Genomic DNA, 22,097 nt, shown 5'->3' with positions numbered 1-22,097 from the left:
TTGAGACGGAAGGTGGGGAGTAAAATCCCCACCTTTGTTTTTTTGTGGAATGCCATGCAAGGAATCATGCATTGTGGGCGTTACGATTTGTCTTTTGACGACGCATCGCGTCCCCTGGTCATGGGAATTCTTAACATTACTCCTGACTCCTTTTCCGATGGCGGCTCATTTCAGCGCCTGGAAAGCGCCATTGATCGCGCGGAACAGATGATCGCTGAAGGCGTGGATATCATCGACATAGGCGCTGAATCAACGCGTCCCGGTGTATTAGCCTTGCCAGACGGGGAAGAACTGAACCGCCTGCTGCCCGTGCTGTACGCGCTGCGCGACTGCGGCAAACCCATTTCGGTAGACACCCGCAATCCGGAGGTCATGCGCGAGGCTTTGCTGGCGGGAGCCGACATGATCAACGACGTGAACGGTTTTCGCACTTCCGAAGCGGTGGAGGCAGTAGCCGACAGCGATTGCGGACTCTGCATCATGCATATGCAGAACAATCCTGAAGATATGCAGATTGCACCCCGTTACGAGAACGTGGTGGAAGAAGTCGCCGATTTTCTGCGGGTTGCAGCCGCACGCTTGCAAGAACGCGGAGTAAGCCGTCACCGGATCTGCGTCGATCCAGGATTCGGCTTTGGTAAAAATTTGGAACACAACTTGGCCTTGTTCAAGCATCTTGAATCTCTGAAGGAGCGCTTGGATATACCTGTTCTGGTCGGCGTGTCTCGTAAGTCCATGATAGGGCAGCTTACTGGCAAACCAGTGCAGGAGCGGCTGGCAGGAAGCGTGGCGGCTGCTTTATGTGCCGCGGCGCACGGAGCAGATATCGTCCGAGTGCATGATGTGGCTGCAACAGTCGACGCACTCAAGGTTTGGCGCGCATTGTCGTAATTTCTGGAAGTTAACCTGGGTAATTTATGAAAAGAAAATATTTTGGCACCGACGGCGTGCGTGGTCTGGTAGGGCAAGCACCGATTACAGCAGACTTCGTGATGCGCCTGGGCTATGCCGCGGGAAAGGTGCTGGCGCAGACAAAGGCCTCAACCGGGCGTCCGGTCGTGTTGATCGGGAAGGACACCCGCATTTCGGGCTACATGCTGGAAGCCGCGCTGGAAGCCGGTTTCGCCGCCGCCGGTGTCGATGTGATGCTGGGCGGGCCGCTGCCTACGCCAGCTGTTGCCTACCTGACCCGGGCGCTGCGCTTGTCTGCCGGTGTTGTCATTTCCGCATCCCACAACCCCTTCCATGACAATGGCATCAAGTTTTTCTCGGCGCTGGGCAACAAGTTGCCTGATGAAGTGGAACTGGCGATCGAAGCCGCATTGGAGGAACCAATGGGGTGCGTTTCCTCCGAAAAACTCGGTCGTGCGAAGCGGCTCGACGATGCCAGGGGACGCTACATTGAATTCTGCAAGAGCACTTTTCCCAATGAACTAGATCTGCGCGGCCTGAAGCTGGTTGTCGATTGCGCCCATGGCGCTGCTTACCATATCGCTCCCGATGTATTTCATGAACTGGGGGCCGAAGTGGTTGCCATCGGCAACCAGCCCAACGGGATGAACATTAACGACAAGCATGGCGCAACCGCACCGCAAAACCTTGTGAAAGCTGTGCGCGAGCATGAGGCGGATATTGGTATCGCGCTGGATGGAGATGCCGATCGGCTAGTGATGGTCGACAATTCAGGCCGGGTCTATAACGGCGATGAGCTGCTCTACATTATGGTCAAGGATCGCATGGCGGCTGGCCGAATTGATGGAGCAGTAGGCACCTTGATGACGAATATGGCATTGGAGGTGGCTTTCAAACGGATGGGCGTTGGCTTTGCGCGCGCCAAGGTAGGTGACCGCTACGTGCTGGAAGTATTGCAGGAAAAGGGATGGCACATTGGCGGCGAAGGCTCTGGCCATCTGCTCTTTCTGGACAAGCATACGACCGGTGACGGTATCGTGTCAGCCTTGCAGGTCCTGTCAGCCCTGAAGCGCTGTGGTAACTCGCTTGCCGCATGTACGGCGGATATCGACATGTATCCCCAAAGCCTGATCAACGTGAAAGTACAGCCTGGTTTCGACTGGCAAAATAACGAGGCGATCCTGACGGAAAAGGAGAGGGTAGAGAACGAATTGGGCGATGAAGGCAGGGTATTGATTCGTCCATCCGGCACTGAACCCCTGATCCGTGTGATGGTAGAGGCCAAACACGCAGAGGCCGCTGAAAGAATGGCGAAGCGCATCGCCAGCCGTGTCCCGTTTTAAGAAGAAGATTTCAACAGGAAATTGACCGCCTGCGTTTGATGTTGTATAGTCTTGCTTCTCGGAGTGTGGCGCAGCCCGGTAGCGCACCTGGTTTGGGACCAGGGGGTCCAAGGTTCGAATCCTTGTACTCCGACCAGTAACATGAACGGGCTGTCTTTTGACAGCCCGTTTTCAATTCAGTCCGCATCTTAGCTCCGTTCTTGCTGCCCATAGCTCAGTTGGATAGAGCATCGGCCTTCTAAGCCGAGGGTCGGGGGTTCGAATCCCTCTGGGCAGGCCAACCGGCATTTCCTATTTATGTCCTTTGTCCGATTTCTGTCTTCCAGGCGGATTTCTAAAAGGCACGTCATTTCTCGCCGCAATCACCGCGTCCGGTGCCTCGGTATGCAGGTCACGAAGCTTTTTATTGATTTCGGTAAGCTTCGAAAATACTTCCCGCTTTTCATCGAATAAAAGCTTTGCTTTTCCGTATGCGTCAGTCGAGCGCAATTGTTCAGCCAATGGTGACGAAAAATTTGCCATGTTGAACCTATGATGCAGTTGATGATGCTTCTATAAAACCTCTTCTATTTTAGAAGACACTCAATCGCATAGATTGTGCAAATTCAAACGGCGTAAATTTTAGGATTTGTCTATCACTTTGATAGATGACCTGTATTGCTTTGCGTTTCGTAGGCAAAGAAAATAGCCATGTTCATTACTGGCATGGCTATTTTGACTTGCTGTGTTTGACGGCGACACTACTGTTTGTTGCAGGCGGTTGTTGATGCCTTCATAAAACTGTTTTCCTGTTCGTGTTAACTGGAAAAGTCAGTGGGACGTTGTGTGCAATATCCTGTATTTGCAGCAGGTTTCCGATGTGTATGTCACTGCGTGCTCCGTCAACACAGGTAAAGTTGTAGTGGCCTGCGGATGCAGGGTTTTCTACCTTTTCATCTAGCTTCTTTCCACGGGTGATGCCATCCACCGCGCCTTCTTTGAAAAGAATGTTCAACATTCCTTCAAAATCTTTTCCAGTGCAGCTAGGGCCTTTTCCGACAGCCGACATCACGAACTCCCCCATCGCAATTGCACCAAGATTGGAGTTCCACGCAATGACCTGATGTGCCGCCGGGATAACTGCCTGCATTTCCTCCGAGTTAAGCGCTTTTGGAACACCTTTTATCTGACCCATTCCTGCCTCATTTCCGCCGTCGCCAACACCGATTGTGTGAATGCGACGCGCATTAGCCAAGTCGGCAATTCCATCCAGAGCGGCATTGAAGTCACTGATTTTTATCCCGCGCATATTGAGATATTTGCCATCCTTATTCCGTCCAGGAACTTCGGTGTGCACGACCGCATCAGGTTGGTGTCTGTCGAGAATGTCTTTCCATAAATCGCAGGGTGCCTGGCTATTGGCTTTGACTTCCTCAATCTGCACGTTTTTCGCACATGCCGGATCAAGGAGAATTAATTGTTCCCTTACGAGATGGGCATTATGATGGTCTGCAACCAAGACAACGTATTTATCGGCACGAAAGCATGCATAGGCAAGAAGCGCCGTTCCCAAAGGACCATCTGTTTCCGGCATATTTTCTGCTACGTTAAAGCCGGTGCAAAGCAGGACTCTGCTTGCCTGAAACAATGTATGGACGGCTGTATTGAAATTGCCCGCTCCCGACTCGCGCACAAAATCGCCGATGCCGCGTGCCTGGAAGGACATGAGCAACGGCGTTACAAGGTTCATACGGTTCCATGTCGCTTCGGAGAATGCCTGTCTGGACTGTTCTATATTCACGAACAATGGCTGGGAGAAATTCGTCGGGGGAGTATGCGTGCCTTGACTCTCTCCTCGATCAGGGAAAAAGGTCGGACTGCTACCTTCAGGATTGGCTTTTGGCTGTTTTAAAGCGATGCCTGCTTTTTTTGAAGGAGCGTGTCGGGTTGAAAGATATCTTTTACCTGTTCTTGAAGGCTGTTTATTTCTTGGGGAACCCAGTTGATCCTGCTTCGAGCGCACCATTCTGCCTGCTATTGTTCGCAGCATTATTTCTCCATAAAGTGTCATTCAACGAGGGATGGAAAATTGAATAGCTAAGAGTATGGAATACGGTCGATATGCATCGAGAATCCTTCCGGAGCGTCAGTATCAGCGCCGGAAAGAAAAAATTGATCACGCCATGTCAATGCTTGCTGGGCATGATGCGAGAATTGCTCAACCAATAGTTTTCCGGTCGCCTCTGCGAGTTGGATATCCGCCACCAAAATGATATGCCCGGTGTGCGGGGATGAGGAAAATATTGCCTTTGTGCTGCAAAACTGCAGGTAATTTGCCTTCAATAATTGGTCATATACCGCGGGGAGATGATGGCCAGGGGGAAGGCCATAGTCGATATAGCAGTAAATGTCTTCCGGCTTGATATGATGCTGGTAAATGATGGCGCATTCCACCTCATCGACATTAAATGACTTGCCTTCCGCTATGGCATCGGGCTCTTCCAAGCCGGTAAGGTCGCAAAATTCCTTAATCAGTTGCCTAAAACCCTGTTCCATCGATATCCCTGAATTCCGGTGAAGTAACGAAACAACTGAATCCTAACCCTGATCGTTGCGAGCTTTAGGAGTAGGTTATTCCTATCTTCAATCAGCCCAGGCGCGTGAGTTGCCGCGACTGCTGCCAAGTTCCGTGACTTTGAATTGGAAGAACTGAAAGAAGGGAGAGATCTCGGAAGAGAGACTGTTCGATGAATCGAATGGCCGGAGTTCGGCCATTAGAAAGGTGGCGTCTATTGTGCAGCGAGAGAAACCAGAACCGGCTTCACTTGCCTCGGCATTCTGCATCGAAGCGCTCCGCTTTCCGACGCGCATGACGTTTCAATGCTTCGGATTTTTCGGAGACCAGATGACTTGAAGAGGCGGCATCTTCAGCACTCCACTTTTTCTCCAGGCCGAGCTGTGTGCATCGCTTCCTGGCGGCAGCCACGGTTTTTTCGCGGCCAGTTTCCCGTCGACGACGTTCACTCTGTGCACGCTCTTCCTGCTTCTCCATCGTGGCGAGTTGTTCCCGCTCTTGCTGGGCAAGCCGGCGGGCGCCTGCCGGGTCGGAAGCAATGGGCGGAGGCGGGAGTTCCACCTGCTTCATGGCGCACGGGGTGTCGGTATAAAGGATGCCGCCGTGCGTTTCGCATCGGTACACCGCCAGGGCAGGTGCTGCAACGATCATCATCGAAAACAGCATCAGCTCTGAGCGCATGTATCCCTCGTTTGTCTGGTTATAAGACCTTTCCCGGATTCATCAGTTGAAGCGGGTCCAGTGCCTGCTTGATCGTGCGCATCAGGCGCATTTCAACGTCAGACTTGTACTGCTTTACTTCCTCGCGTTTTAAAGCTCCCAGGCCATGCTCGGCGGAGATCGAACCGTTGTAGCTGTTGACGCTGTCATGCACCACCTGATTGACTTCATGCTGACGGTTGATGAACTCATCCGCTGGCACGCCCACTGGTGGCGAGACGTTGTAGTGCAGGTTGCCATCTCCCAGGTGGCCGAAGGTGACCATCCGTATGCCCGGGAATTGCTCGGCAAGCGCGGCATCGGTTTCCCGTATGAAGTCACGGATACGGGAAATCGGCACCGATACATCGTGCTTGATATTCTTGCCTTCGTCGGCTTGCGCCAAGGTAATGTGTTCACGCAGATCCCACAGCGCACGCGACTGCGCGATGGACCCTGCAACCACTGCATCCTGGATGACGTCTTCCTCCAGCGCGCTGGTGATCAGCGACTCCAGCGTTTCCATCGCATGCTCTTCGGATTCGCTATCCGATAATTCGAGCAGCACATATTGTGGATACGGCTGCGGAAATGGAAGCTGCATTTGTGGATAATGTTTCGCAACAAGTTCCAGGCAAAACTGCGACATCAGCTCGAAGCCCGTCAGTGTCGCCCCGCAGCGCTGCTGCGCCAGTGTCAGCAGGGCCAGGGCGTTATCGGTCGTCTGCATGGCCGCCAGTGCGGTCAGCTGCGCCTTCGGCTGGGGAAATAGCTTGATCACCGCGCCCGTGATGATGCCCAGCGTGCCTTCGGCGCCAATGAACAGGTCGCGCAGGTCGTAGCCGGTGTTGTCCTTGCGCAGTCCGCGCAGGCCATTCCATATCTCGCCTTGCGGCGTGACGACTTCCAGGCCCAGGCATAGTTCGCGGGTATTGCCATAACGCAGAACCCCAGTGCCGCCCGCATTGGTCGACAGGTTGCCGCCTATCGTGCAACTGCCTTCGGCTCCCAGCGAGAGCGGAAACAGGCGGCCCGCTTCGGCTGCTGCGTTCTGGATTTGAGCGAGGATGCAACCGGCGTCCACCGTCATGGTGTTGTTGATCACGTCCACCGCCCTGATCCGGTTCATGCGTCCGAGCGAGAGCACGACTTCACGACCGCTGTCGTCGGGCACGCTGCCCAGCACCAGGCCGGTATTGCCGCCCTGCGGCACGACCGGCACCCGTGCTTCACTGCACAGTTTGACCAGGGCGGCGACTTCCTCCGCCGATCCCGGCCGCAGGATGGCCTGCGCGCGGCCGGTGAAGCGGCGGCGCCAGTCGGTAAGGTAAGGGACCATGTCGGCCTCGTTGGTAATGACATAAGGCGCACCGATGGCGGCGCGGCACAGATCGAGAAAATTATTCATTCACGGATTCCGAAGCTTTTTTGATGACCTGCCGGGCCAGCATCTTTGCCGACTTTTTATAGGGGCGCAGATAGAGCAGGCTGCAGAGGAAAAAAATGCTGACCAGGGCGATCTCGCCGTAAGCCAGCCACGCGGAAAGGCCGGTGTCGGTATAGGCGCGCACCGAGCCTTCGGCCAGATAGATCAATATCAGCATGGACGACCATTGCAGCGTGTAGACGTCACGCTTGATGATGCCGCGCAATGGCAGCAGCAGAGGAATGATCTTGAGCACCAGCCAGGACCCGCCGGGACGCAGCGGCGCCAGCACCGTTTCCCATAGCGCGCAAAGGATGATCAAGGCGATCAGGCTGCCTACGGCGCCGAAGTAGAAGGCTTTCTGGGCGGGGCTTTGCATCATGCGCCTCGTAATTTCAATGCGGTAAGCGCCAGGCGGCGGCCGAGTGCGATGGTCAGGGTACGGCTGTCCTCGCCGATCTGGCGGTCGCCGTTCAAGCCTGCCCAGTGGCTGGCGCCATAGGGCGTGCCGCCGCCGGCGGTGGTCATCAGTTCAGGATGGGTGTAGGGCAGGCCCAGCATCAGCATGCCATGGTGCATGAGCGGCAGCATCATCGACAGCAGGGTCGATTCCTGGCCGCCGTGCAGGCTGCCGGTGGAGGTAAATACGCAGGCCGGCTTGTCGACCAGCGTGCCTGCCAGCCACTCGGCGCTGGTGCCATCCCAGAAATATTTCATCGCCGACGCCATGTTGCCGAACCGCGTGGGCGAGCCCAGCGCCAGGCCGTCGCATTCGCGCAGGTCATCGAGTTCGATGTAGGGAGGACCATGGTCGGGTATGGCGGGCGCACTCGCCTGGGTCACCGTCGAGACCGCCGGCACGGTGCGCAGGCGGGCTTCGCAGCCCGTGACGCTGTCGATGCCCTGGCAGATCAGGTCGGCCATCTTGCGGGTGGCGCCATGGCGGGAATAGTAGAGAACCAACAGGGTGAGCGTGCGCTGAGTCATGCTTGGTATTATAGGGCGCTTTGGCTATAACAAAATCGCACAGCGCATGCTCTCGGATGACCAATCGCTCTTCGCCGGATTCGCCAATGTGCAGGTGCGCGACCTGCTGCGGTTCGCCGGCCGCCGCCTGCAGGAAGAACGCCTGCCCCAGGTCGCTGGCAGCCTGACCTTCACCACGGTGCTGGCCCTGGTGCCGGTGCTGACCATTGCGCTGGCTGTCTTCACCACCTTTCCCCTGTTCGATACCTTCCGCCGCGCGCTAGAAAGTTACTTCCTGCGCAGCCTGATCCCGGGCGGGATCGCCACTACCATCCTGAACTACCTGAACCAGTTTGCCAGCCAGGCGACCCGGCTGTCCGCCGTCGGTGCGGTGGCCCTGATCGGCACCGCGGTGGCCATGGTAGGCACGGTCGACCGCACCTTCAACCGGATCTGGCGGGTCCGGACCAAGCGGCCGTTCGCGCAGCGGGTGCTGACTTACTGGGCTGTGATCACGCTGGGACCCTTGCTGATCGGCGTTTCCATCTCGTTGACCGGTTACCTGTTTGCCGCCACCAATGGCGTCGTGCTGAGGGTGCCGCTGCTGGGTGCGCTGGCGTATACCCTGGTATCGCTGGCGCTCAATTCGGGCGCTTTCACGCTGCTTTACATGGTGGTGCCGAATCGGCTGATCGACTGGCGCGATGCCGCCTGTGGCGGGGTGCTGGCGGCAATTGCATTTGAATTGTCCAAGCGGCTCTTTGCGGTGTTCGTCGCCAGCTTTCCCACTTATACCGTGCTGTATGGCGCGCTGGCCGCCATGCCGCTGTTTCTGGTCTGGGTCTATCTTGGCTGGCTCATTATTTTGATCGGCGCGACGCTGGCGGCGGCGCTGCCGGTGGTGCGTTATGAACGCTGGTGGCATGTGCCACAACCCGGCAGCGAATTCATCGATGCGCTCGCCCTGCTGGGCGTGCTCTACCAGGCCCGGCATGAAGAGTCGGCCGCGGTATCTGCGGCAACGCTGCGCACCCGCACCCGAATTGGCTTTGAAGAGTCGGAACGGCTGCTGCAGCAAATGCTGGAAGCGGGCTGGGTCGGTCGCATCAGGCAGGAGGCGGTGCGCCGCCGCGTGCAGTTCGGCAAGCGCCAGACCGAGGGACTGGACAGCTGGACCCTGCTCGGCAATCCGGATCAGTTGCGGCTGGCCGATGTCTACCGGCTGTTCGTTTTTACTGCCACCGACGGCATGCCGCTGTCGCAGGCGGTGGAGGAGGCGGTGGAGCAGGGGCTACAGCAGGCGCTGTCGGACTACTTCCGCCGGCATCCCCTGCCTGCGCTTGCCTGAAGGCGCTATTTTTCGCCGGCAAAGCCGTACAGCGCGTCCAGCACCGCATCCGGCTGCTCCGCCATCAGCGAGTGGCCGGCGGCCGGGACGATCACGGTGCGGGCATGCGCAATCGCCTGCTTCAGCATTGAGGTCGCCTTCGATGGCGTCATCATGTCGCGCTGGCCAAGCAGCAGCAGGGTGGGGCAGCTGACCTTTGCGGCAGCGGCCTCGCCATGGGCATAGTCGTTGCAGACTGAAAAGTCGGTATGGAACAACAGGTCCGGGCCGCGTTGCGCGATACGCTGCATCAGCCGACGCGAACCCTCCATCACCGAGAAGCCTGGTCCCGGGCTGGACGGCTTGGCCGACATCGTCGAGTGCGACCAGATGTTGACCATGTCGATGGCGCGCTGCTCCTCTTCCCGCGCCGCGCTCAACAGCGCATCGGAGACCTTCATCGGATAGGCGGTGCCAACCAGCGCCAGCTTGCTCACACGGCCGGGCGCGCTGCCCGCGGTTTCCAGCGCCGCCAGCGAGCCCATGCTGTGCCCGATCAGCATGGCCTTGTCGATGCCGGCGGCATCGAGCAGCGCAAGCAGCCAGGCGCTGATCGCTTCGATGCTGTCCAGGGCCGGGCCGGCGCTGCGGCCATGGCCTGGCAGATCGACCGCCAGCACGTTATAGCCGTGATGGGCGAAGTAGCGGGTCTGCAGGATCCATACCGAATGGTCGGATTGCGCGCCGTGAATGAACACCACGCTGGGCTGCGCCGGATCGAAGGCCTTGCCGCCGGTGTAGCAGTAGGCAGTCTTTTCCTGTATCTGGAAGTCCATCTCAGCGTCCTTTCTGCGCAGCCTTCAGGCCGCGCGACAAGTCTTCGATCAGGTCGTCGGCATCCTCCAGGCCGACCGACAGGCGCATCGTGCCCTCCTTGATGCCGGAGGCGGCCAGCTGTTCGGCGGGCACCCGGAAGTGGGTGGTGGAAGCAGGGTGAATCACCAGCGACTTGGCATCGCCGACATTGGCCAGATGGGAGAAGATGGTCAGTGCCTCGACGAAGCGGCGGCCGGCGGCGCGGTCGCCGCGGATGCTGAAGGAGAACACGGCGCCGCAGCCGCGCGGCAACAGGCGCTTGGCAAGCTCATGGTCCGGGTGCGATGGCAATTCAGGATAGGACACCGATTCCACCGCCGGATGGGCAGCCAGGAATTCCACCACGCGGCGGGCGTTGGCCACATGCCTTTCCATGCGCAGCGGCAGGGTCTCTATGCCCTGCAGGATCGCAAACGCATTGTGCGGGCTCATCACCGCGCCGAAGTCGCGCAGGCCTTCACGCCGCGCGCGCAGCGCGAACGGCGCCACCGTCGACTCTTCGGAAAAGACCATGCCGTGGAAGCCGTCGTACGGCTCGCACAGTTCGGGGAAGTTGCCGGTACGGTCATGCGCCGCCTGCCAGTCGAAGGTGCCGCCATCGACCAGCAGGCCGCCGACCGCGGTGCCGTGGCCGCACAGGAATTTGGTGGCGGAATGAAACAGCAGGTCGGCGCCGTGCTCGAAGGGCTTGAGCAGCCAGGGCGTGGTGAAGGTCGAGTCCACCATCAGCGGCAGATGATGTTCATGCGCGACCTCGGCCACGCGCGGAATGTCCAGCACGTCCAGGCCGGGGTTGCCGAGGGTCTCGCCGAACAGCACCTTGGTGTTGGGCCGGATGGCATTGCGCCAGGCATCGATGTCGCGCGGGTCGACGAAGGTGGTGTCTATGCCGAAGCGCTTCATCGTATAGGCCAGCAGATTCTGCGAGCCGCCATACAGCGCGCGCGATGCGACCACATGCGCGCCGGCGCCGGCGATGGTGGCCAGGCCCAGGTGCATCGCTGCCTGGCCGCTGGCGACCGCGATGCCGGCCACGCCGCCTTCCAGCGCCGCGATGCGCTCTTCCAGCACCGCATTGGTTGGATTGGAGATGCGCGAATACACATGGCCGGCGCGCTCCATGTTGAACAGCGCGGCGGCATGGTCGGAGTCCTTGAAGACGTAGGACGTGGTGAGGTAGATCGGGGTGGCGCGGGCGCCGGTGGCGGGGTCGGGAACGGCGCCGGCATGCAGCGCCATCGTGTCGAAGCCCGGGTATCTGGGGTCGCTCATGGCTGGTCTCTCTCCTTGATTATTGCCGGGCATCGTAGCAGTTGCGGCCCGGGCGTGCGCTGGATTTTTCAGGACGGTTACGCTACATTGCGGAAGGCAAAACAATAACGGGCAGGGCGGACATGAAAGTTTCAGAGATTTTAAAGGTCAAGGGCGACATCCTTTATACCGTCACGCCGGAAACCCCATTGCAGCAGGCCATCTCCACCATGGCTGACAGGGACATCGGTTCCCTGGTCGTGATGGAATTCGGTGAACTGGTCGGCATGCTGACCTTCCGCGAAGTGGTCAAGGCAGTGCATGCAAACGAGGGCGTGGTGGGTAATGGCACGGTCAGGAGGCACATGGATGACCACCCGATCACGATCACGCCCGACACCGACATCAACGAAGTGCGCCGCCTGATGCTGGAGCGCCATGCGCGCTATGTGCCGGTGGTGAATGCCAGGACGCTCCTCGGCGTGATTTCCTTCTATGACGTGGCCAAGGCCGTGTTCGAGGCCCAGAGCTTCGAGAACAAGATGCTGAAGGCCTACATACGCGACTGGCCCAACGAGGGAGACGAGTAGGCCGTCGCATGCAGATCCAAGCCGTTCATCGCGTTTGCCGCATGAACGGCTTTTTTTATGGCCGCGGCCAATGAGACAGCCGTCGCGGCATGCCGCATAACAGACAAGGAGACTTATGCATATCGCCATCATCGGCGCCGGGCTTGCCGGCTTGAGTTGCGCGCGCGAGCTTCTGGCCGCCCGCCATACCGTGACGATCTATGAAAAGCATCCCGATGTGGGCGGCCGGACCCGTACCTGCGAGACCGAGGTCGGCGGCCTGGATTTTGGCGCCCAGTATTTCACTGCCCAGAGCGATGCCTTCCAGAAGCGGGTGGCTGCCTGGCGCAAGGCGGGCTGGGTGGCGCCCTGGGGCGGCAAGCTGGTGCGCCTGGAAGACGGCAAGGCGCAGCCGGCCGGCCGCGCCCAGCAGCGGCTGGTGGGCGTGCCGGGCATGGGCTCGCTGGCCGGCCACCTTGCGCTGGGCGCCGACGTGCGCCTGGAGCAGCGGGTCAATGCAATCGAAGCCCATGGCGACCAGTGGCTGCTCTCGGTGGAAGCCGACACGGTGCCGATCCCGGCGACCGCCGGGCCGTTCGACGCAGTGATACTCGCCATCCCGTCCGACCAGGCGACATTGCTGCTGGAGCCGGCGCCAGAACTGGCGGCCAAGACCGCTGCGATGCGGATGGCGCCTTGCTGGTCGCTGATGCTGGCATTCCAGGACACGCTGGGTCTGGCGTATGACGGCGCCTGGGTGCAGGGCGGGCGGCTGGGCTGGATCGCGCGCGACGCGTCCAAGCCGCAGCGCCGGCCCGGCGAGCACTGGATCGCGCATTCCACGCCCGAATGGGCCACCGAGCATTTGATGGAAGACCCGGAACGTGCCCGCGAGAAGCTGCTCAAGGCCTTCCACGAGATCACCGGTTCGGCCGTCCAGCCCGTGTATTCGGCGGTGCATCGCTGGCCGTATGCGCAGGCGCTGCAGCCCTTGCCAGGCGTGTTCCTGTGGGATGAAGCGCGCCGCATCGGCGTCTGCGGCGACTGGTTCGACTGCGGGCTGGAAGGGGGCGGGCGCATCGAAAATGCCTGCCTGAGCGGGATGGCGCTTGGCAACGCGATTGCCTGAGGTAGACTGCGGTTTTTGATTTCCTGCCGGCATGTATCATGCCGGCAGATTTTCTTTCATCCTTGACCATGCAAAAGAACAGCCAGTTCGCCCTGCTGCGCCAGCGCCGATTCGCGCCTTTCTTCTGGACCCAGTTTCTGGGCGCATTCAACGACAATGTTTTCAAGACCGCGCTGCTGACCATCATCACCTATGAAGCGGCAAGCTGGACCACGGCCGATGTCGGCCTGCTCAACAACCTGATCCCTGGCCTCTTCATCCTGCCCTTCCTGCTGTTCTCGGCCACTGCCGGGCAACTGGCGGACAAGTTCGAGAAGTCCATGCTGACGCGCTACGTCAAGCTGCTGGAGATCGCCATCATGCTGCTGGCCGCGGTGGGCTGGGTGACGCACAGCCTGTGGCTGCTGGTGGCCGCGGTGGTGGGCATGGGCCTGCATTCCACGCTGTTCGGGCCGGTGAAATACGCCTACCTGCCGCAGCAGCTCAAGGCCGAGGAACTGGTCGGCGGCAACGGCGTGATCGAGATGGGCACCTTCGTCGGCATCCTGCTGGGCGAGGTCCTGGGCGCGGTGCTGGTGCTGCACAAGCCCTGGGGCGTGGAACTGGTGGCCGGCGGCACCATCGCGATTGCCATCCTCGGATGGCTGACCAGCCGCGCGATACCGCTGACGCCGCCGCCGGCGCCAAGGCTGCGCATCAACTGGAATCCAGTGACCGAAACCATACGCAACATCGGTTACACCCGGCAGAACCGCACGGTGTTCCTGTCGGTGCTGGGCAATTCCTGGTTCTGGTTTTACGGCGCCATCATGCTGGCCCAGTTTCCGCTGTATGCGAAGAACTACCTGCATGGCGACCATGGCGTGTTCGTGCTGCTGCTGACGGTGTTCTCGCTCGGCATCGGCGCCGGCTCGCTGCTGTGCGAGCGGCTGTCCGGCCACAAGGTGGAGATCGGCCTGGTGCCGTTCGGCTCGATCGGCCTGTCCCTGTTCGGTTTCGACCTGTTCCTGGCCAGCCTGTCCTATGTCAACACCGAGCTGGTCGGCGTGTCGGGCTTCCTCGGGCAGCAGGGCAGCTGGCGCATCCTGTTCGACTGCGTGATGATCGGCGTCTTCGGCGGTTTCTACATCGTGCCCCTGTTCGCGCTGATCCAGACCCGCTGCGACCCGGCGCATCTGTCGCGCACGATTGCCGGCATGAACATCATGAATGCGCTGTTCATGGTGACGGCGGCGCTGGTGGCCATGCTGCTGCTGGGGATGGGCTTGTCGATACCGCAGATCTTCATGGTCACCGCGCTGATGAATGCCGTGGTGGCGCTCTACATCTTCCTGCTGGTGCCGGAATTCCTGATGCGCTTCTTCGCCTGGATGCTGATCCACACCATCCACCGCGTGCATACGGTCGACACCGACCGCATTCCCGAATACGGGCCGGCGGTGCTGGTGTGCAATCACGTCAGCTACGTCGATGCGCTGGTGATCGCCGCCGCTAGTCCGCGCCCGATCCGCTTCGTAATGGACCACCGCATCTTCGCGATACCGCTGGTCTCCTGGGTGTTCCGGGCCGCCAAGGCGATACCGATTGCGCCGGCGAAGGAAGACGCGCAGCTGATGCGGCAGGCGTATGACCGCATTGCCGCTGCCCTCGAGGAGGGCGAACTGGTCTGCATTTTCCCGGAAGGCAAACTGACCCGCGACGGCGAGATCGATGCATTCCGCAGCGGCGTGCAGCACATCGTCGCCCGCACGCCGGTGCCGGTGATCCCGATGGCGCTGCGCGGCCTCTGGGGCAGCCTGCTTACCCGCAGCGACGGTAATCCGTTCGAGCGCTCGTTCCGGCGTGGCTTCTGGTCCAGGCTGTCGCTGTCGGTCGGCGAGCCGCTGGCGCCGGCGCAGGCAACGCCGGACGCCTTGCGCCAACAGGTCATGACGCTGCGCGGCGACTGGAAATAGCCGCGAACCGCAGGAGTGGCGCCGGCAAACGCCCGGCGCTTGCCGGGCAGCGTCGGCGCGCTGGTAAAATCACGGCTTTCCGCTAAACACTTCCTCTGGCGACATCATGGCTGGCAATACCTTCGGCACGCTCTTTACCGTTACCACCTTCGGCGAATCCCATGGCCCGGCAATCGGCTGCGTGGTGGATGGCTGCCCGCCCGGCTTGGCCCTGACGGTGGAGGACATCCAGCCCGAACTCGATCGCAGAAAGCCCGGCACCTCGCGCCATGTCACCCAGCGCAAGGAGCCGGATACGGTGGAAATCCTGTCGGGCGTCTACGAGGGCAAGACCACCGGCACGCCGATCGCGCTGATGATCCGCAACCAGGACCAGCGCAGCCATGATTACGGCAACATCGTCGAAACCTTCCGCCCCGGCCATGCCGACTATACCTACTGGCACAAGTACGGCATCCGCGACCCGCGCGGCGGCGGCCGTTCCTCCGCCCGGCTGACCGCACCGGTCGTGGGCGCGGCGGCCATTGCGAAGAAATGGCTGCAGCAGCAGTACGGCACCGTGTTCAAGGGCTGCATGAGCCAGCTGGGCGAGATCGCGATTCCCTTCGTCGGCTGGGAGCATGTGCCGGAGAATCCCTTCTTTGCTGCCAACCCGGATGTCATTCCCGAACTGGAAGCGTATATGGATGCGCTGCGCAAGGCGGGCGACTCCTGCGGCGCGCGCATCGACGTGGTGGCGCAGAACGTGCCGGTAGGCCTGGGCGAACCCATCTATGACAAGCTCGACGCCGACATCGCCTACGCGATGATGGGCATCAATGCAGTCAAGGGCGTGGAGATCGGCGCGGGCTTTCGCTCGGTGGCGCAGAAGGGCACCGAGCACGGCGACGAACTGACGCCGGCCGGCTTCGCCAGCAACCATGCCGGCGGCGTGCTGGGCGGCATCTCGACCGGCCAGGACATCACGGTCTCGATCGCCATCAAGCCCACGTCCAGCATCCGCACCGCGCGCAACTCGATCGACAAGGCCGGCAATCCGGTCATGGTGGAAACCTTCGGCCGCCATGATCCCTGCGTGGGCATCCGCGCCACCCCAATCGCCGAGGCGATGCTGGCGCTGGTGCTGATGGACCATGCGCTGCGCCATCGCGCGCAATGCGGCGACGTCGCGGTGGACACGCCACGCATTCCCGGCCATATCGCTTCCTGATTTCACACCCGGCGGCGCCCGCTCAGCACATGTCCAGCCGCCTTCCCGCCGCGGACCAGGCCGGCGCCGCCTGGCCGCGCCAGGCGTTTCCGTTCGCGCTGTTCCTGTTCGCCTATTACGGCTATGTCGGCGTGTTCTCGCCGTATGCCAGCCTGTTTTTCGCGCATCAGGGCATGAGCGCGCCGCAGATCGGCGTGCTGATGTCGATGATGCAGGTGATGCGCATCTTCGGGCCGGCGGCCTGGGGCTGGCTGGCCGATGCCAGCCAGCGCCGGGTGCTGGTGCTGCGCATGACCGCGGCCGGCGCGGTGGCGGCTTGCAGCGGCCTGCTGTTCGGGCAGGGCTTCGCCTGGTATTTCACGGTGATGGTGGCCATCAACACCTTTACCAGCGCCCAGGGGCCGTTGTCCGAGGCGCTGATGCTCTCCAGCATGCGCGGCGACCTGACGCACTACGGCAAGCTGCGCCTGTGGGGCTCGATCGGCTTCATCGCGGCGGTGACGCTGGCCGGCGAATTGCTGGACCGGTTCGGCATCGTCAACATGCCCTGGGTGGCGCTGGGCCTTTTGGCCATGGTGCTGTGTGCCAGCCTCTGCATGCGCGAGGCGCCGCATCTGCCGCCGGATAAGGATGCGCCATCGGTCACGCAGCTGATGCGGCGTCCCGAGGTGATCGCCTTCTTCGCCTCGACCTTCCTGATGATTGCCGCGCATGCCGCGCTGTATGTGTTTTTTTCGCTCTACTTGTCCAATCTGGGCTACAGCAATACCCTGATCGGCCTGATGTGGTCGCTCGGCGTGGTGGCGGAAATCGTGTTCTTTTATTACCAGGCGCCGATCTTCCGCCGCCTTGGGGTACGCGTGCTGATGCTGGGTTGCCTGCTGGCGGCGGTGCTGCGCTTCCTGCTGATCGGCTTCGGCGCGGAATCGCTGGCGCTGCTGGTGCTGGCCCAGGTGCTGCACGCCGCCACCTTCGGCACCCATCATTCCGCCTCGGTTGCGATGCTGCAGCGCTGGTTCAGCGGGCCGCTGCAGGCGCAGGGGCAGGCCTTGTACATCAGCATTTCCTATGGCCTGGGCGGCACGCTGGGCGGCCTGGCGCTGTCGGCCGCCTGGGACGCCTGGGGTGCGCGCTCGGTGTTCGTGCTGGCGGCCGCGGCGTCGCTGGCGGCGACCTTTGCGGCCGCGCTCTGCTTCCGCTTTCTGCACGGGAGCGGGCGCGCAGCGACCTGACAGCGGTTTCCAGCGCCGGAAGGCAGGTTTGCGCCACTCTGGGATATGGCATAATCGCAGACTATTTTTGACGAAACCTGCGCGCTGCGCGCCTTCCCGACCATGGCTCAAACTCTGTACGACAAACTCTGGGATTCCCACGTCGTTGATACCGGCGATGACGGCACCACCCTGCTGTATATCGACCGCCACCTGCTGCATGAAGTCACCAGCCCGCAGGCATTCGAAGGGCTGAAGCTGGCCGGCCGCCAGCCGTGGCGCCGTTCCGCCAACCTGATGGTGGCCGATCACAATGTCCCGACAACCGACCGCACGGAAGGCATCGCCGACCCGATCTCGCGCCTGCAGGTCGAGACGCTGGACCACAACGCCAGCGAGTACAAGCTGACCTACTTCAACATGCGCGACCGTCGCCAGGGCATCGTCCACGTGATCGGGCCGGAGCAGGGCGCGACCCTGCCGGGCATGACGGTGGTGTGCGGCGACTCCCACACTTCCACCCACGGCGCATTCGGCGCGCTGGCCCATGGCATCGGCACTTCCGAGGTCGAGCATGTGCTGGCCACGCAATGCCTCCTGGGCAAGAAGTCCAAGTCCATGCTGGTGCAGGTCGACGGCGCGCTGCCGGCCGGCGTCACCGCCAAGGATATCGTGCTGGCCATCATCGGCAAGATCGGCACGGCCGGCGGCACCGGCTACGCCATCGAATTCGGCGGCTCGACGATACGCGCGCTGTCGATGGAAGGCCGGATGACGGTGTGCAACATGGCCATCGAGGCGGGCGCCCGCGCCGGCATGGTGGCGGTGGACCAGACCACGATCGACTACGTCAAGGGCCGTCCGTTCTCGCCGGTGGGCCCGCACTGGGACCGCGCCGTCGAATACTGGCGCACCCTGCATTCCGATGCGGGCGCGCGCTTCGACCTGGTGGTCACGTTGAACGCCGCCGAGATCAAGCCGCAGGTCACCTGGGGCACCTCGCCCGAGATGGTGGTGCCGGTCGATGGCCGGGTGCCGGACCCTGACAAGGAAAAAGATTCCGTCAAGCGCGACGCGATCGAGAAGGCGCTGGTCTACATGGCCTTGAAGCCCAATACCGCGATCGAGGATATCCGCATCGACAAGGTGTTCATCGGTTCCTGCACCAACTCCCGCATCGAGGACCTGCGCGCCGCCGCCGCCGTGGTGCGCGGCAAGTTCCGCGCCTCCAACGTGAAGCTGGCGATGGTGGTGCCGGGCTCCGGCCTGGTCAAGGAACAGGCCGAACGCGAAGGCCTGGACCGCATCTTCCGCGACGCCGGCTTCGAATGGCGCGAGCCGGGCTGCTCGATGTGCCTGGCGATGAATGCCGACCGGCTGGAGCCGGGCGAGCGCTGCGCCTCCACCTCGAACCGCAACTTCGAGGGCCGGCAGGGCGCCGGCGGCCGCACCCATCTGGTCAGCCCGGCAATGGCCGCCGCGGCCGGCGTGACGGGCCACTTCGTCGACGTGCGCGCACTGTAACCGGATAGGAAGCGATACCCATGAACAAATTCACCCTGCTCGAAGGCCTGGTGGCGCCGCTGGACCGCGCCAACGTCGATACCGACGCCATCATTCCCAAGCAATTCCTGAAGTCCATCAAGCGCACCGGCTTCGGCCCCAACCTGTTCGACGAATGGCGTTACCTGGACCATGGCGAACCCGGCATGGACAACAGCAAGCGTCCGCTGAACCCGGACTTCGTGCTGAACCAGCCGCGCTACCAGGGCGCCTCCATTCTGCTGGCGCGCAAGAACTTCGGCTGCGGCTCGTCGCGCGAGCATGCGCCGTGGGCGCTGGACCAATACGGCTTCCGCGCGGTGATCGCTCCCAGCTTCGCCGACATCTTCTTCAACAACTGCTACAAGAACGGCCTGCTGCCCATCGCGCTGACGGAAGCGCAGGTCGACCAGCTGTTCAATGAAGTCAAGGCCTTCCCCGGCTACAAGCTGGTGGTCGACCTGGAAAAGCAGACGGTCGCCACCAGCAATGGCAGCGCGGTGTTCCCGTTCGAGATCGACGCCTTCCGCAAGTTCTGCATGTTGAACGGCCTGGACGACATCGGCCTGACGCTGCAGAAGGCCGACCGGATCCGCGCCTTCGAGGAACGCCACCTGGCGGCCCAGCCCTGGCTGGCCAACACCATCTGAACCAACAGGAAAGAAAAGAATGAAAATAGCAGTCCTGCCGGGCGACGGCATCGGTCCGGAAATCATTGAACAGGCAGTGCGCGTGCTGCAGTCGCTGGACGAGAAGTTCGAGCTGGAAAGCGCGCCGGTCGGCGGCGCCGGCTACGAGGCGCACGGCCATCCGCTGCCGGAAGGCACGCTGAAGCTGGCGCAGGAAGCCGACGCGGTGCTGTTCGGCGCGGTCGGCGACTGGAAGTACGACACGCTGGACCGTCCGCTGCGCCCCGAGCAGGCCATCCTGGGGCTGCGCAAGAACCTGCAGCTGTTCGCCAACCTGCGTCCGGCCATCCTGTATCCGGAACTGGCCGGCGCATCGACGCTGAAGCCGGAAGTGGTATCGGGCCTGGACATCCTGATCATCCGCGAACTGACCGGCGACATCTATTTCGGCCAGCCGCGCGGCGTGCGCGCCGCGCCCGACGGCCCGTTCAAGGGCGAGCGCGAAGGCTTCGACACCATGCGCTATGCCGAGCCGGAAATCCGCCGCATCGCCCATGTCGGCTTCCAGGCGGCGCAAAAGCGCGGCAAGCGCCTGACCAGCGTGGACAAGGCCAATGTGCTGGAAACCTTCCAGTTCTGGAAAGACATCGTGACCGACGTCCACAAGGAATATCCGGACGTGGCGCTGGACCATATGTATGTCGACAACGCCGCGATGCAGCTGGTGCGCGCGCCCAAGAAATTCGACGTGATCGTCACCGGCAACATGTTCGGCGACATCCTGTCGGACGCCGCCGCGATGCTGACCGGCTCGATCGGCATGCTGCCGTCGGCCTCGCTGGACGCGGCCAACAAGGGCCTGTACGAGCCGTCGCACGGCTCGGCGCCGGACATCGCCGGCAAGGGCGTGGCCAATCCGCTGGCCACCATCCTGTCGGCCGCGATGATGCTGCGCTACTCGCTGAACAGGCCGGAACAGGCCGACCGCATCGAGAACGCAGTGAAGAAGGTGCTGGCGGCCGGACTGCGCACGCCCGATATTTATGAAGAAGGCACGACCCGTGTCGGCACCCGTGAAATGGGCGACGCGGTGGTGAAGGCGCTGGCTTCCTGAGCCGGCGGCAATTTAATGACATCCAGGGAAAGATGATGAAACTCGTAGGCTTGGTAGGTTGGCGTGGCATGGTCGGTTCGGTCCTGATGCAGCGCATGCAGGAAGAGGGCGACTTTGCCCATATCGAACCGGTGTTCTTTTCAACGTCGAATGCGGGCGGACGCGCGCCGGCGCAGGCGAAAAACGAAACTGCGCTGAAAGACGCCAACGATATCGAAGCGCTGAAGAAGTGCGACATCATCCTGACCTGCCAGGGCGGCGACTACACCAGCGAGGTCTTCCCCAAGCTGCGCGCCGCTGGCTGGAACGGCTACTGGATCGACGCCGCCTCGACGCTGCGCATGAACGACGACGCCATCATCGTGCTCGATCCGGTCAACCTGGACGTGATCAAGAATGCGCTGAAGCGCGGCGTGAAGAACTACATCGGCGGCAACTGCACCGTGTCCTGCATGCTGATGGGCCTGGGCGGCCTGTTCCAGCATGACCTGGTGGAATGGATCACCTCCATGACCTACCAGGCCGCCTCCGGCGGCGGCGCGCAGCACATGCGCGAACTGCTGACCCAGTTCGGCTCCATCAATGCCGAAGTCAAGTCGCTGCTGGACGACCCTGCATCGGCGATCCTGGAAATCGACCGCAAGGTGCTGGCCAAGCAGCACTCGATGAGCGCCGACGAGACCAAGCAGTTCGGCGTGCCGCTGGGCGGCAACCTGATCCCGTGGATCGACAAGGACCTCGGCAATGGCGTGTCCAAGGAAGAGTGGAAGGGCGGCGCCGAGACCAACAAGATCCTCGGCCGCGGCGCGGCATTCGGCGCCGAAGCGCGTTCGGCGATTCCGGTCGACGGCCTGTGCGTGCGCATCGGTGCGATGCGCTGCCACTCCCAGGCGCTGACCATCAAGCTGAAGAAGGACGTGCCGCTGGATGAGATCAACGACATCCTGGCCAGCAACAACCAGTGGGCCAAGGTGGTGCCGAATACCCGCGAAGCATCGATGAAGGACCTGACGCCCGCCGCGGTGACCGGCAGCCTGACGATTCCGGTCGGTCGCCTGCGCAAGATGCAGATGGGTAATGACTACCTGTCGGCCTTCACGGTGGGCGACCAGTTGCTGTGGGGCGCCGCCGAACCGCTGCGCCGCATGCTGCGCATCGTGCTGGACGCTTGACAAGCGCAGTCCCAAGTCGTAGATTATGTTGCCGTAACGCAACGTCAGCCCGTCAAATTGTCGCTCACGCGAACTTTGACGGGTTTGCTTTATCCGGCGCACCGGGGCTTGCTTGCAAGCGCCAGCGCGCCGGTGATAAGGTGAAACTTCCCGATCGCAGCCTTTATGGCGCAGTCCGGCCCAGCCGGATGTGCCGCGGAACAAGCCCCTAT

The 22,097-nt window shown here is 61.5% G+C and carries 21 protein-coding genes and 2 tRNA genes; 14 read left to right on the top strand and 9 right to left on the bottom strand.

All coding sequences use genetic code 11. The features are described 5' to 3' along the window. The first annotated feature begins 54 nt into the window (after window positions 1-54). The 4 genes from folP to ABC383_RS08505 all read left to right on the top strand — a co-directional run bounded on the left by folP (window position 55) and on the right by ABC383_RS08505 (window position 2,535). On the top strand, window positions 55-891 hold the full coding sequence (folP, locus tag ABC383_RS08520) for a dihydropteroate synthase (RefSeq protein ID WP_413013107.1): 837 nt from the start codon (window positions 55-57) through the stop codon (window positions 889-891). A gap of 26 nt (window positions 892-917) precedes the next feature. Next, window positions 918-2,255 carry a phosphoglucosamine mutase gene (gene glmM / locus ABC383_RS08515; RefSeq protein ID WP_413013105.1) on the top strand — a complete coding sequence of 446 codons (1,338 nt, stop codon included), beginning with the start codon at window positions 918-920 and terminating at the stop codon, window positions 2,253-2,255. A 59-nt stretch (window positions 2,256-2,314) separates the two neighbouring features. Continuing rightward, a tRNA-Pro gene (locus ABC383_RS08510) sits at window positions 2,315-2,391 on the top strand. Window positions 2,392-2,458: 67 nt separating this feature from the next. Next, a tRNA-Arg gene (locus ABC383_RS08505) sits at window positions 2,459-2,535 on the top strand. Between the two features lie 11 nt (window positions 2,536-2,546). On the opposite strand, the gene ABC383_RS08500 is transcribed toward ABC383_RS08505, so the two are convergent. The 7 genes from ABC383_RS08500 to wrbA form a co-directional block, all read right to left on the bottom strand. Then, complete coding sequence (locus ABC383_RS08500) at window positions 2,547-2,777, bottom strand: hypothetical protein (protein ID WP_413013104.1); 231 nt, start codon at window positions 2,775-2,777, stop codon at window positions 2,547-2,549. 250 nt (window positions 2,778-3,027) lie between these two features. Further along, on the bottom strand, window positions 3,028-4,284 hold the full coding sequence (locus tag ABC383_RS08495; RefSeq protein WP_413013102.1) for a glutamate cyclase domain-containing protein: 1,257 nt from the start codon (window positions 4,282-4,284) through the stop codon (window positions 3,028-3,030). Window positions 4,285-4,331: 47 nt separating this feature from the next. Next, window positions 4,332-4,790, bottom strand: a complete 459-nt coding sequence (locus tag ABC383_RS08490) for a CesT family type III secretion system chaperone (RefSeq protein ID WP_413013100.1) — start codon at window positions 4,788-4,790, stop codon at window positions 4,332-4,334. Between the two features lie 265 nt (window positions 4,791-5,055). Continuing rightward, the gene (locus ABC383_RS08485) at window positions 5,056-5,490 is read right to left on the bottom strand and encodes a hypothetical protein (RefSeq protein WP_413013099.1); all 435 of its coding nucleotides are present in this window, start codon (window positions 5,488-5,490) and stop codon (window positions 5,056-5,058) included. 19 nt (window positions 5,491-5,509) lie between these two features. Continuing rightward, complete coding sequence (locus ABC383_RS08480; RefSeq protein WP_413013097.1) at window positions 5,510-6,916, bottom strand: FAD-binding oxidoreductase; 1,407 nt, start codon at window positions 6,914-6,916, stop codon at window positions 5,510-5,512. Next, a complete protein-coding gene (locus ABC383_RS08475; protein ID WP_194714061.1) occupies window positions 6,909-7,313 on the bottom strand; it encodes a DUF2069 domain-containing protein in 405 nt (134 codons plus the stop codon). Before ABC383_RS08475 ends, ABC383_RS08480 begins: the two co-directional genes overlap by 8 nt. Continuing rightward, window positions 7,313-7,921, bottom strand: a complete 609-nt coding sequence (gene wrbA, locus ABC383_RS08470) for an NAD(P)H:quinone oxidoreductase (protein WP_413013095.1) — start codon at window positions 7,919-7,921, stop codon at window positions 7,313-7,315. The genes ABC383_RS08475 and wrbA overlap by 1 nt, the downstream gene beginning before the upstream one ends. A 46-nt stretch (window positions 7,922-7,967) precedes the next feature. On the opposite strand from wrbA, the gene ABC383_RS08465 reads away from it, so the two are divergent. Then, window positions 7,968-9,248, top strand: coding sequence for a YihY family inner membrane protein (locus ABC383_RS08465; RefSeq protein ID WP_413013093.1), 1,281 nt, complete (start codon window positions 7,968-7,970; stop codon window positions 9,246-9,248). 5 nt (window positions 9,249-9,253) lie between these two features. Here the strand turns inward: ABC383_RS08465 and ABC383_RS08460 are convergent, their stop codons facing one another. After that, a complete protein-coding gene (locus ABC383_RS08460; protein ID WP_413013091.1) occupies window positions 9,254-10,063 on the bottom strand; it encodes an alpha/beta fold hydrolase in 810 nt (269 codons plus the stop codon). 1 nt (window position 10,064) lies between these two features. Then, complete coding sequence (locus ABC383_RS08455) at window positions 10,065-11,375, bottom strand: O-acetylhomoserine aminocarboxypropyltransferase (RefSeq protein WP_413013089.1); 1,311 nt, start codon at window positions 11,373-11,375, stop codon at window positions 10,065-10,067. Window positions 11,376-11,497: 122 nt separating this feature from the next. Here ABC383_RS08455 and ABC383_RS08450 point away from each other — a divergent pair, with 122 nt between their 5' ends. The 9 genes from ABC383_RS08450 to asd all read left to right on the top strand — a co-directional run bounded on the left by ABC383_RS08450 (window position 11,498) and on the right by asd (window position 21,885). Continuing rightward, the gene (locus ABC383_RS08450; protein WP_413013087.1) at window positions 11,498-11,944 is read left to right on the top strand and encodes a CBS domain-containing protein; all 447 of its coding nucleotides are present in this window, start codon (window positions 11,498-11,500) and stop codon (window positions 11,942-11,944) included. Window positions 11,945-12,059: 115 nt separating this feature from the next. Beyond that, window positions 12,060-13,052: an NAD(P)/FAD-dependent oxidoreductase gene (locus ABC383_RS08445; RefSeq protein ID WP_413013085.1), complete on the top strand. Its 993-nt coding sequence runs from the start codon at window positions 12,060-12,062 to the stop codon at window positions 13,050-13,052. A gap of 68 nt (window positions 13,053-13,120) precedes the next feature. Continuing rightward, window positions 13,121-15,007: an MFS transporter gene (locus ABC383_RS08440; protein WP_413013083.1), complete on the top strand. Its 1,887-nt coding sequence runs from the start codon at window positions 13,121-13,123 to the stop codon at window positions 15,005-15,007. 106 nt (window positions 15,008-15,113) lie between these two features. After that, entirely contained in the window at window positions 15,114-16,217 is a 1,104-nt protein-coding gene (gene aroC / locus ABC383_RS08435) for a chorismate synthase (RefSeq protein WP_413013081.1), read from the top strand. Between the two features lie 29 nt (window positions 16,218-16,246). Beyond that, window positions 16,247-17,449: an MFS transporter gene (locus ABC383_RS08430; protein ID WP_413013079.1), complete on the top strand. Its 1,203-nt coding sequence runs from the start codon at window positions 16,247-16,249 to the stop codon at window positions 17,447-17,449. 102 nt (window positions 17,450-17,551) lie between these two features. Beyond that, on the top strand, window positions 17,552-18,952 hold the full coding sequence (gene leuC, locus ABC383_RS08425) for a 3-isopropylmalate dehydratase large subunit (protein WP_413013077.1): 1,401 nt from the start codon (window positions 17,552-17,554) through the stop codon (window positions 18,950-18,952). A 20-nt stretch (window positions 18,953-18,972) separates the two neighbouring features. Next, window positions 18,973-19,620 carry a 3-isopropylmalate dehydratase small subunit gene (leuD, locus tag ABC383_RS08420; protein ID WP_194714032.1) on the top strand — a complete coding sequence of 216 codons (648 nt, stop codon included), beginning with the start codon at window positions 18,973-18,975 and terminating at the stop codon, window positions 19,618-19,620. 19 nt (window positions 19,621-19,639) lie between these two features. Then, window positions 19,640-20,713 (top strand): 3-isopropylmalate dehydrogenase, encoded by a 1,074-nt coding sequence (gene leuB / locus ABC383_RS08415; RefSeq protein WP_413013075.1) that lies wholly within the window; start codon window positions 19,640-19,642, stop codon window positions 20,711-20,713. 35 nt (window positions 20,714-20,748) lie between these two features. After that, window positions 20,749-21,885 (top strand): aspartate-semialdehyde dehydrogenase, encoded by a 1,137-nt coding sequence (asd, locus tag ABC383_RS08410; protein WP_413016279.1) that lies wholly within the window; start codon window positions 20,749-20,751, stop codon window positions 21,883-21,885. The last annotated feature ends 212 nt before the right edge of the window (window positions 21,886-22,097 follow it).

This window comes from Noviherbaspirillum phoenicis (genome assembly GCF_047237965.1).
GTDB lineage: Bacteria > Pseudomonadota > Gammaproteobacteria > Burkholderiales > Burkholderiaceae_D > Noviherbaspirillum_A.
The sequence above is the reverse complement of the archived record's forward strand: the minus strand, read 5'-3'. Positions and strand labels throughout refer to the sequence as shown.

Coding starts and splice junctions, on each gene's coding strand:
- ABC383_RS08465 (WP_413013093.1), top strand. CDS start 7,968: ATGCTCTCGGATGACCAATCGCTCTTCGCCGGATTCGCCAATGTGCAG.
- ABC383_RS08485 (WP_413013099.1), bottom strand. CDS start 5,490: ATGCGCTCAGAGCTGATGCTGTTTTCGATGATGATCGTTGCAGCACCT.
- ABC383_RS08440 (WP_413013083.1), top strand. CDS start 13,121: ATGCAAAAGAACAGCCAGTTCGCCCTGCTGCGCCAGCGCCGATTCGCG.
- folP (WP_413013107.1), top strand. CDS start 55: ATGCAAGGAATCATGCATTGTGGGCGTTACGATTTGTCTTTTGACGAC.
- ABC383_RS08455 (WP_413013089.1), bottom strand. CDS start 11,375: ATGAGCGACCCCAGATACCCGGGCTTCGACACGATGGCGCTGCATGCC.
- ABC383_RS08495 (WP_413013102.1), bottom strand. CDS start 4,284: ATGCTGCGAACAATAGCAGGCAGAATGGTGCGCTCGAAGCAGGATCAA.
- ABC383_RS08475 (WP_194714061.1), bottom strand. CDS start 7,313: ATGCAAAGCCCCGCCCAGAAAGCCTTCTACTTCGGCGCCGTAGGCAGC.
- ABC383_RS08430 (WP_413013079.1), top strand. CDS start 16,247: ATGTCCAGCCGCCTTCCCGCCGCGGACCAGGCCGGCGCCGCCTGGCCG.
- aroC (WP_413013081.1), top strand. CDS start 15,114: ATGGCTGGCAATACCTTCGGCACGCTCTTTACCGTTACCACCTTCGGC.
- asd (WP_413016279.1), top strand. CDS start 20,749: ATGAAACTCGTAGGCTTGGTAGGTTGGCGTGGCATGGTCGGTTCGGTC.
- glmM (WP_413013105.1), top strand. CDS start 918: ATGAAAAGAAAATATTTTGGCACCGACGGCGTGCGTGGTCTGGTAGGG.
- ABC383_RS08480 (WP_413013097.1), bottom strand. CDS start 6,916: ATGAATAATTTTCTCGATCTGTGCCGCGCCGCCATCGGTGCGCCTTAT.
- leuC (WP_413013077.1), top strand. CDS start 17,552: ATGGCTCAAACTCTGTACGACAAACTCTGGGATTCCCACGTCGTTGAT.
- wrbA (WP_413013095.1), bottom strand. CDS start 7,921: ATGACTCAGCGCACGCTCACCCTGTTGGTTCTCTACTATTCCCGCCAT.
- ABC383_RS08460 (WP_413013091.1), bottom strand. CDS start 10,063: ATGGACTTCCAGATACAGGAAAAGACTGCCTACTGCTACACCGGCGGC.
- ABC383_RS08490 (WP_413013100.1), bottom strand. CDS start 4,790: ATGGAACAGGGTTTTAGGCAACTGATTAAGGAATTTTGCGACCTTACC.
- ABC383_RS08445 (WP_413013085.1), top strand. CDS start 12,060: ATGCATATCGCCATCATCGGCGCCGGGCTTGCCGGCTTGAGTTGCGCG.
- leuD (WP_194714032.1), top strand. CDS start 18,973: ATGAACAAATTCACCCTGCTCGAAGGCCTGGTGGCGCCGCTGGACCGC.
- ABC383_RS08500 (WP_413013104.1), bottom strand. CDS start 2,777: ATGGCAAATTTTTCGTCACCATTGGCTGAACAATTGCGCTCGACTGAC.
- ABC383_RS08450 (WP_413013087.1), top strand. CDS start 11,498: ATGAAAGTTTCAGAGATTTTAAAGGTCAAGGGCGACATCCTTTATACC.
- leuB (WP_413013075.1), top strand. CDS start 19,640: ATGAAAATAGCAGTCCTGCCGGGCGACGGCATCGGTCCGGAAATCATT.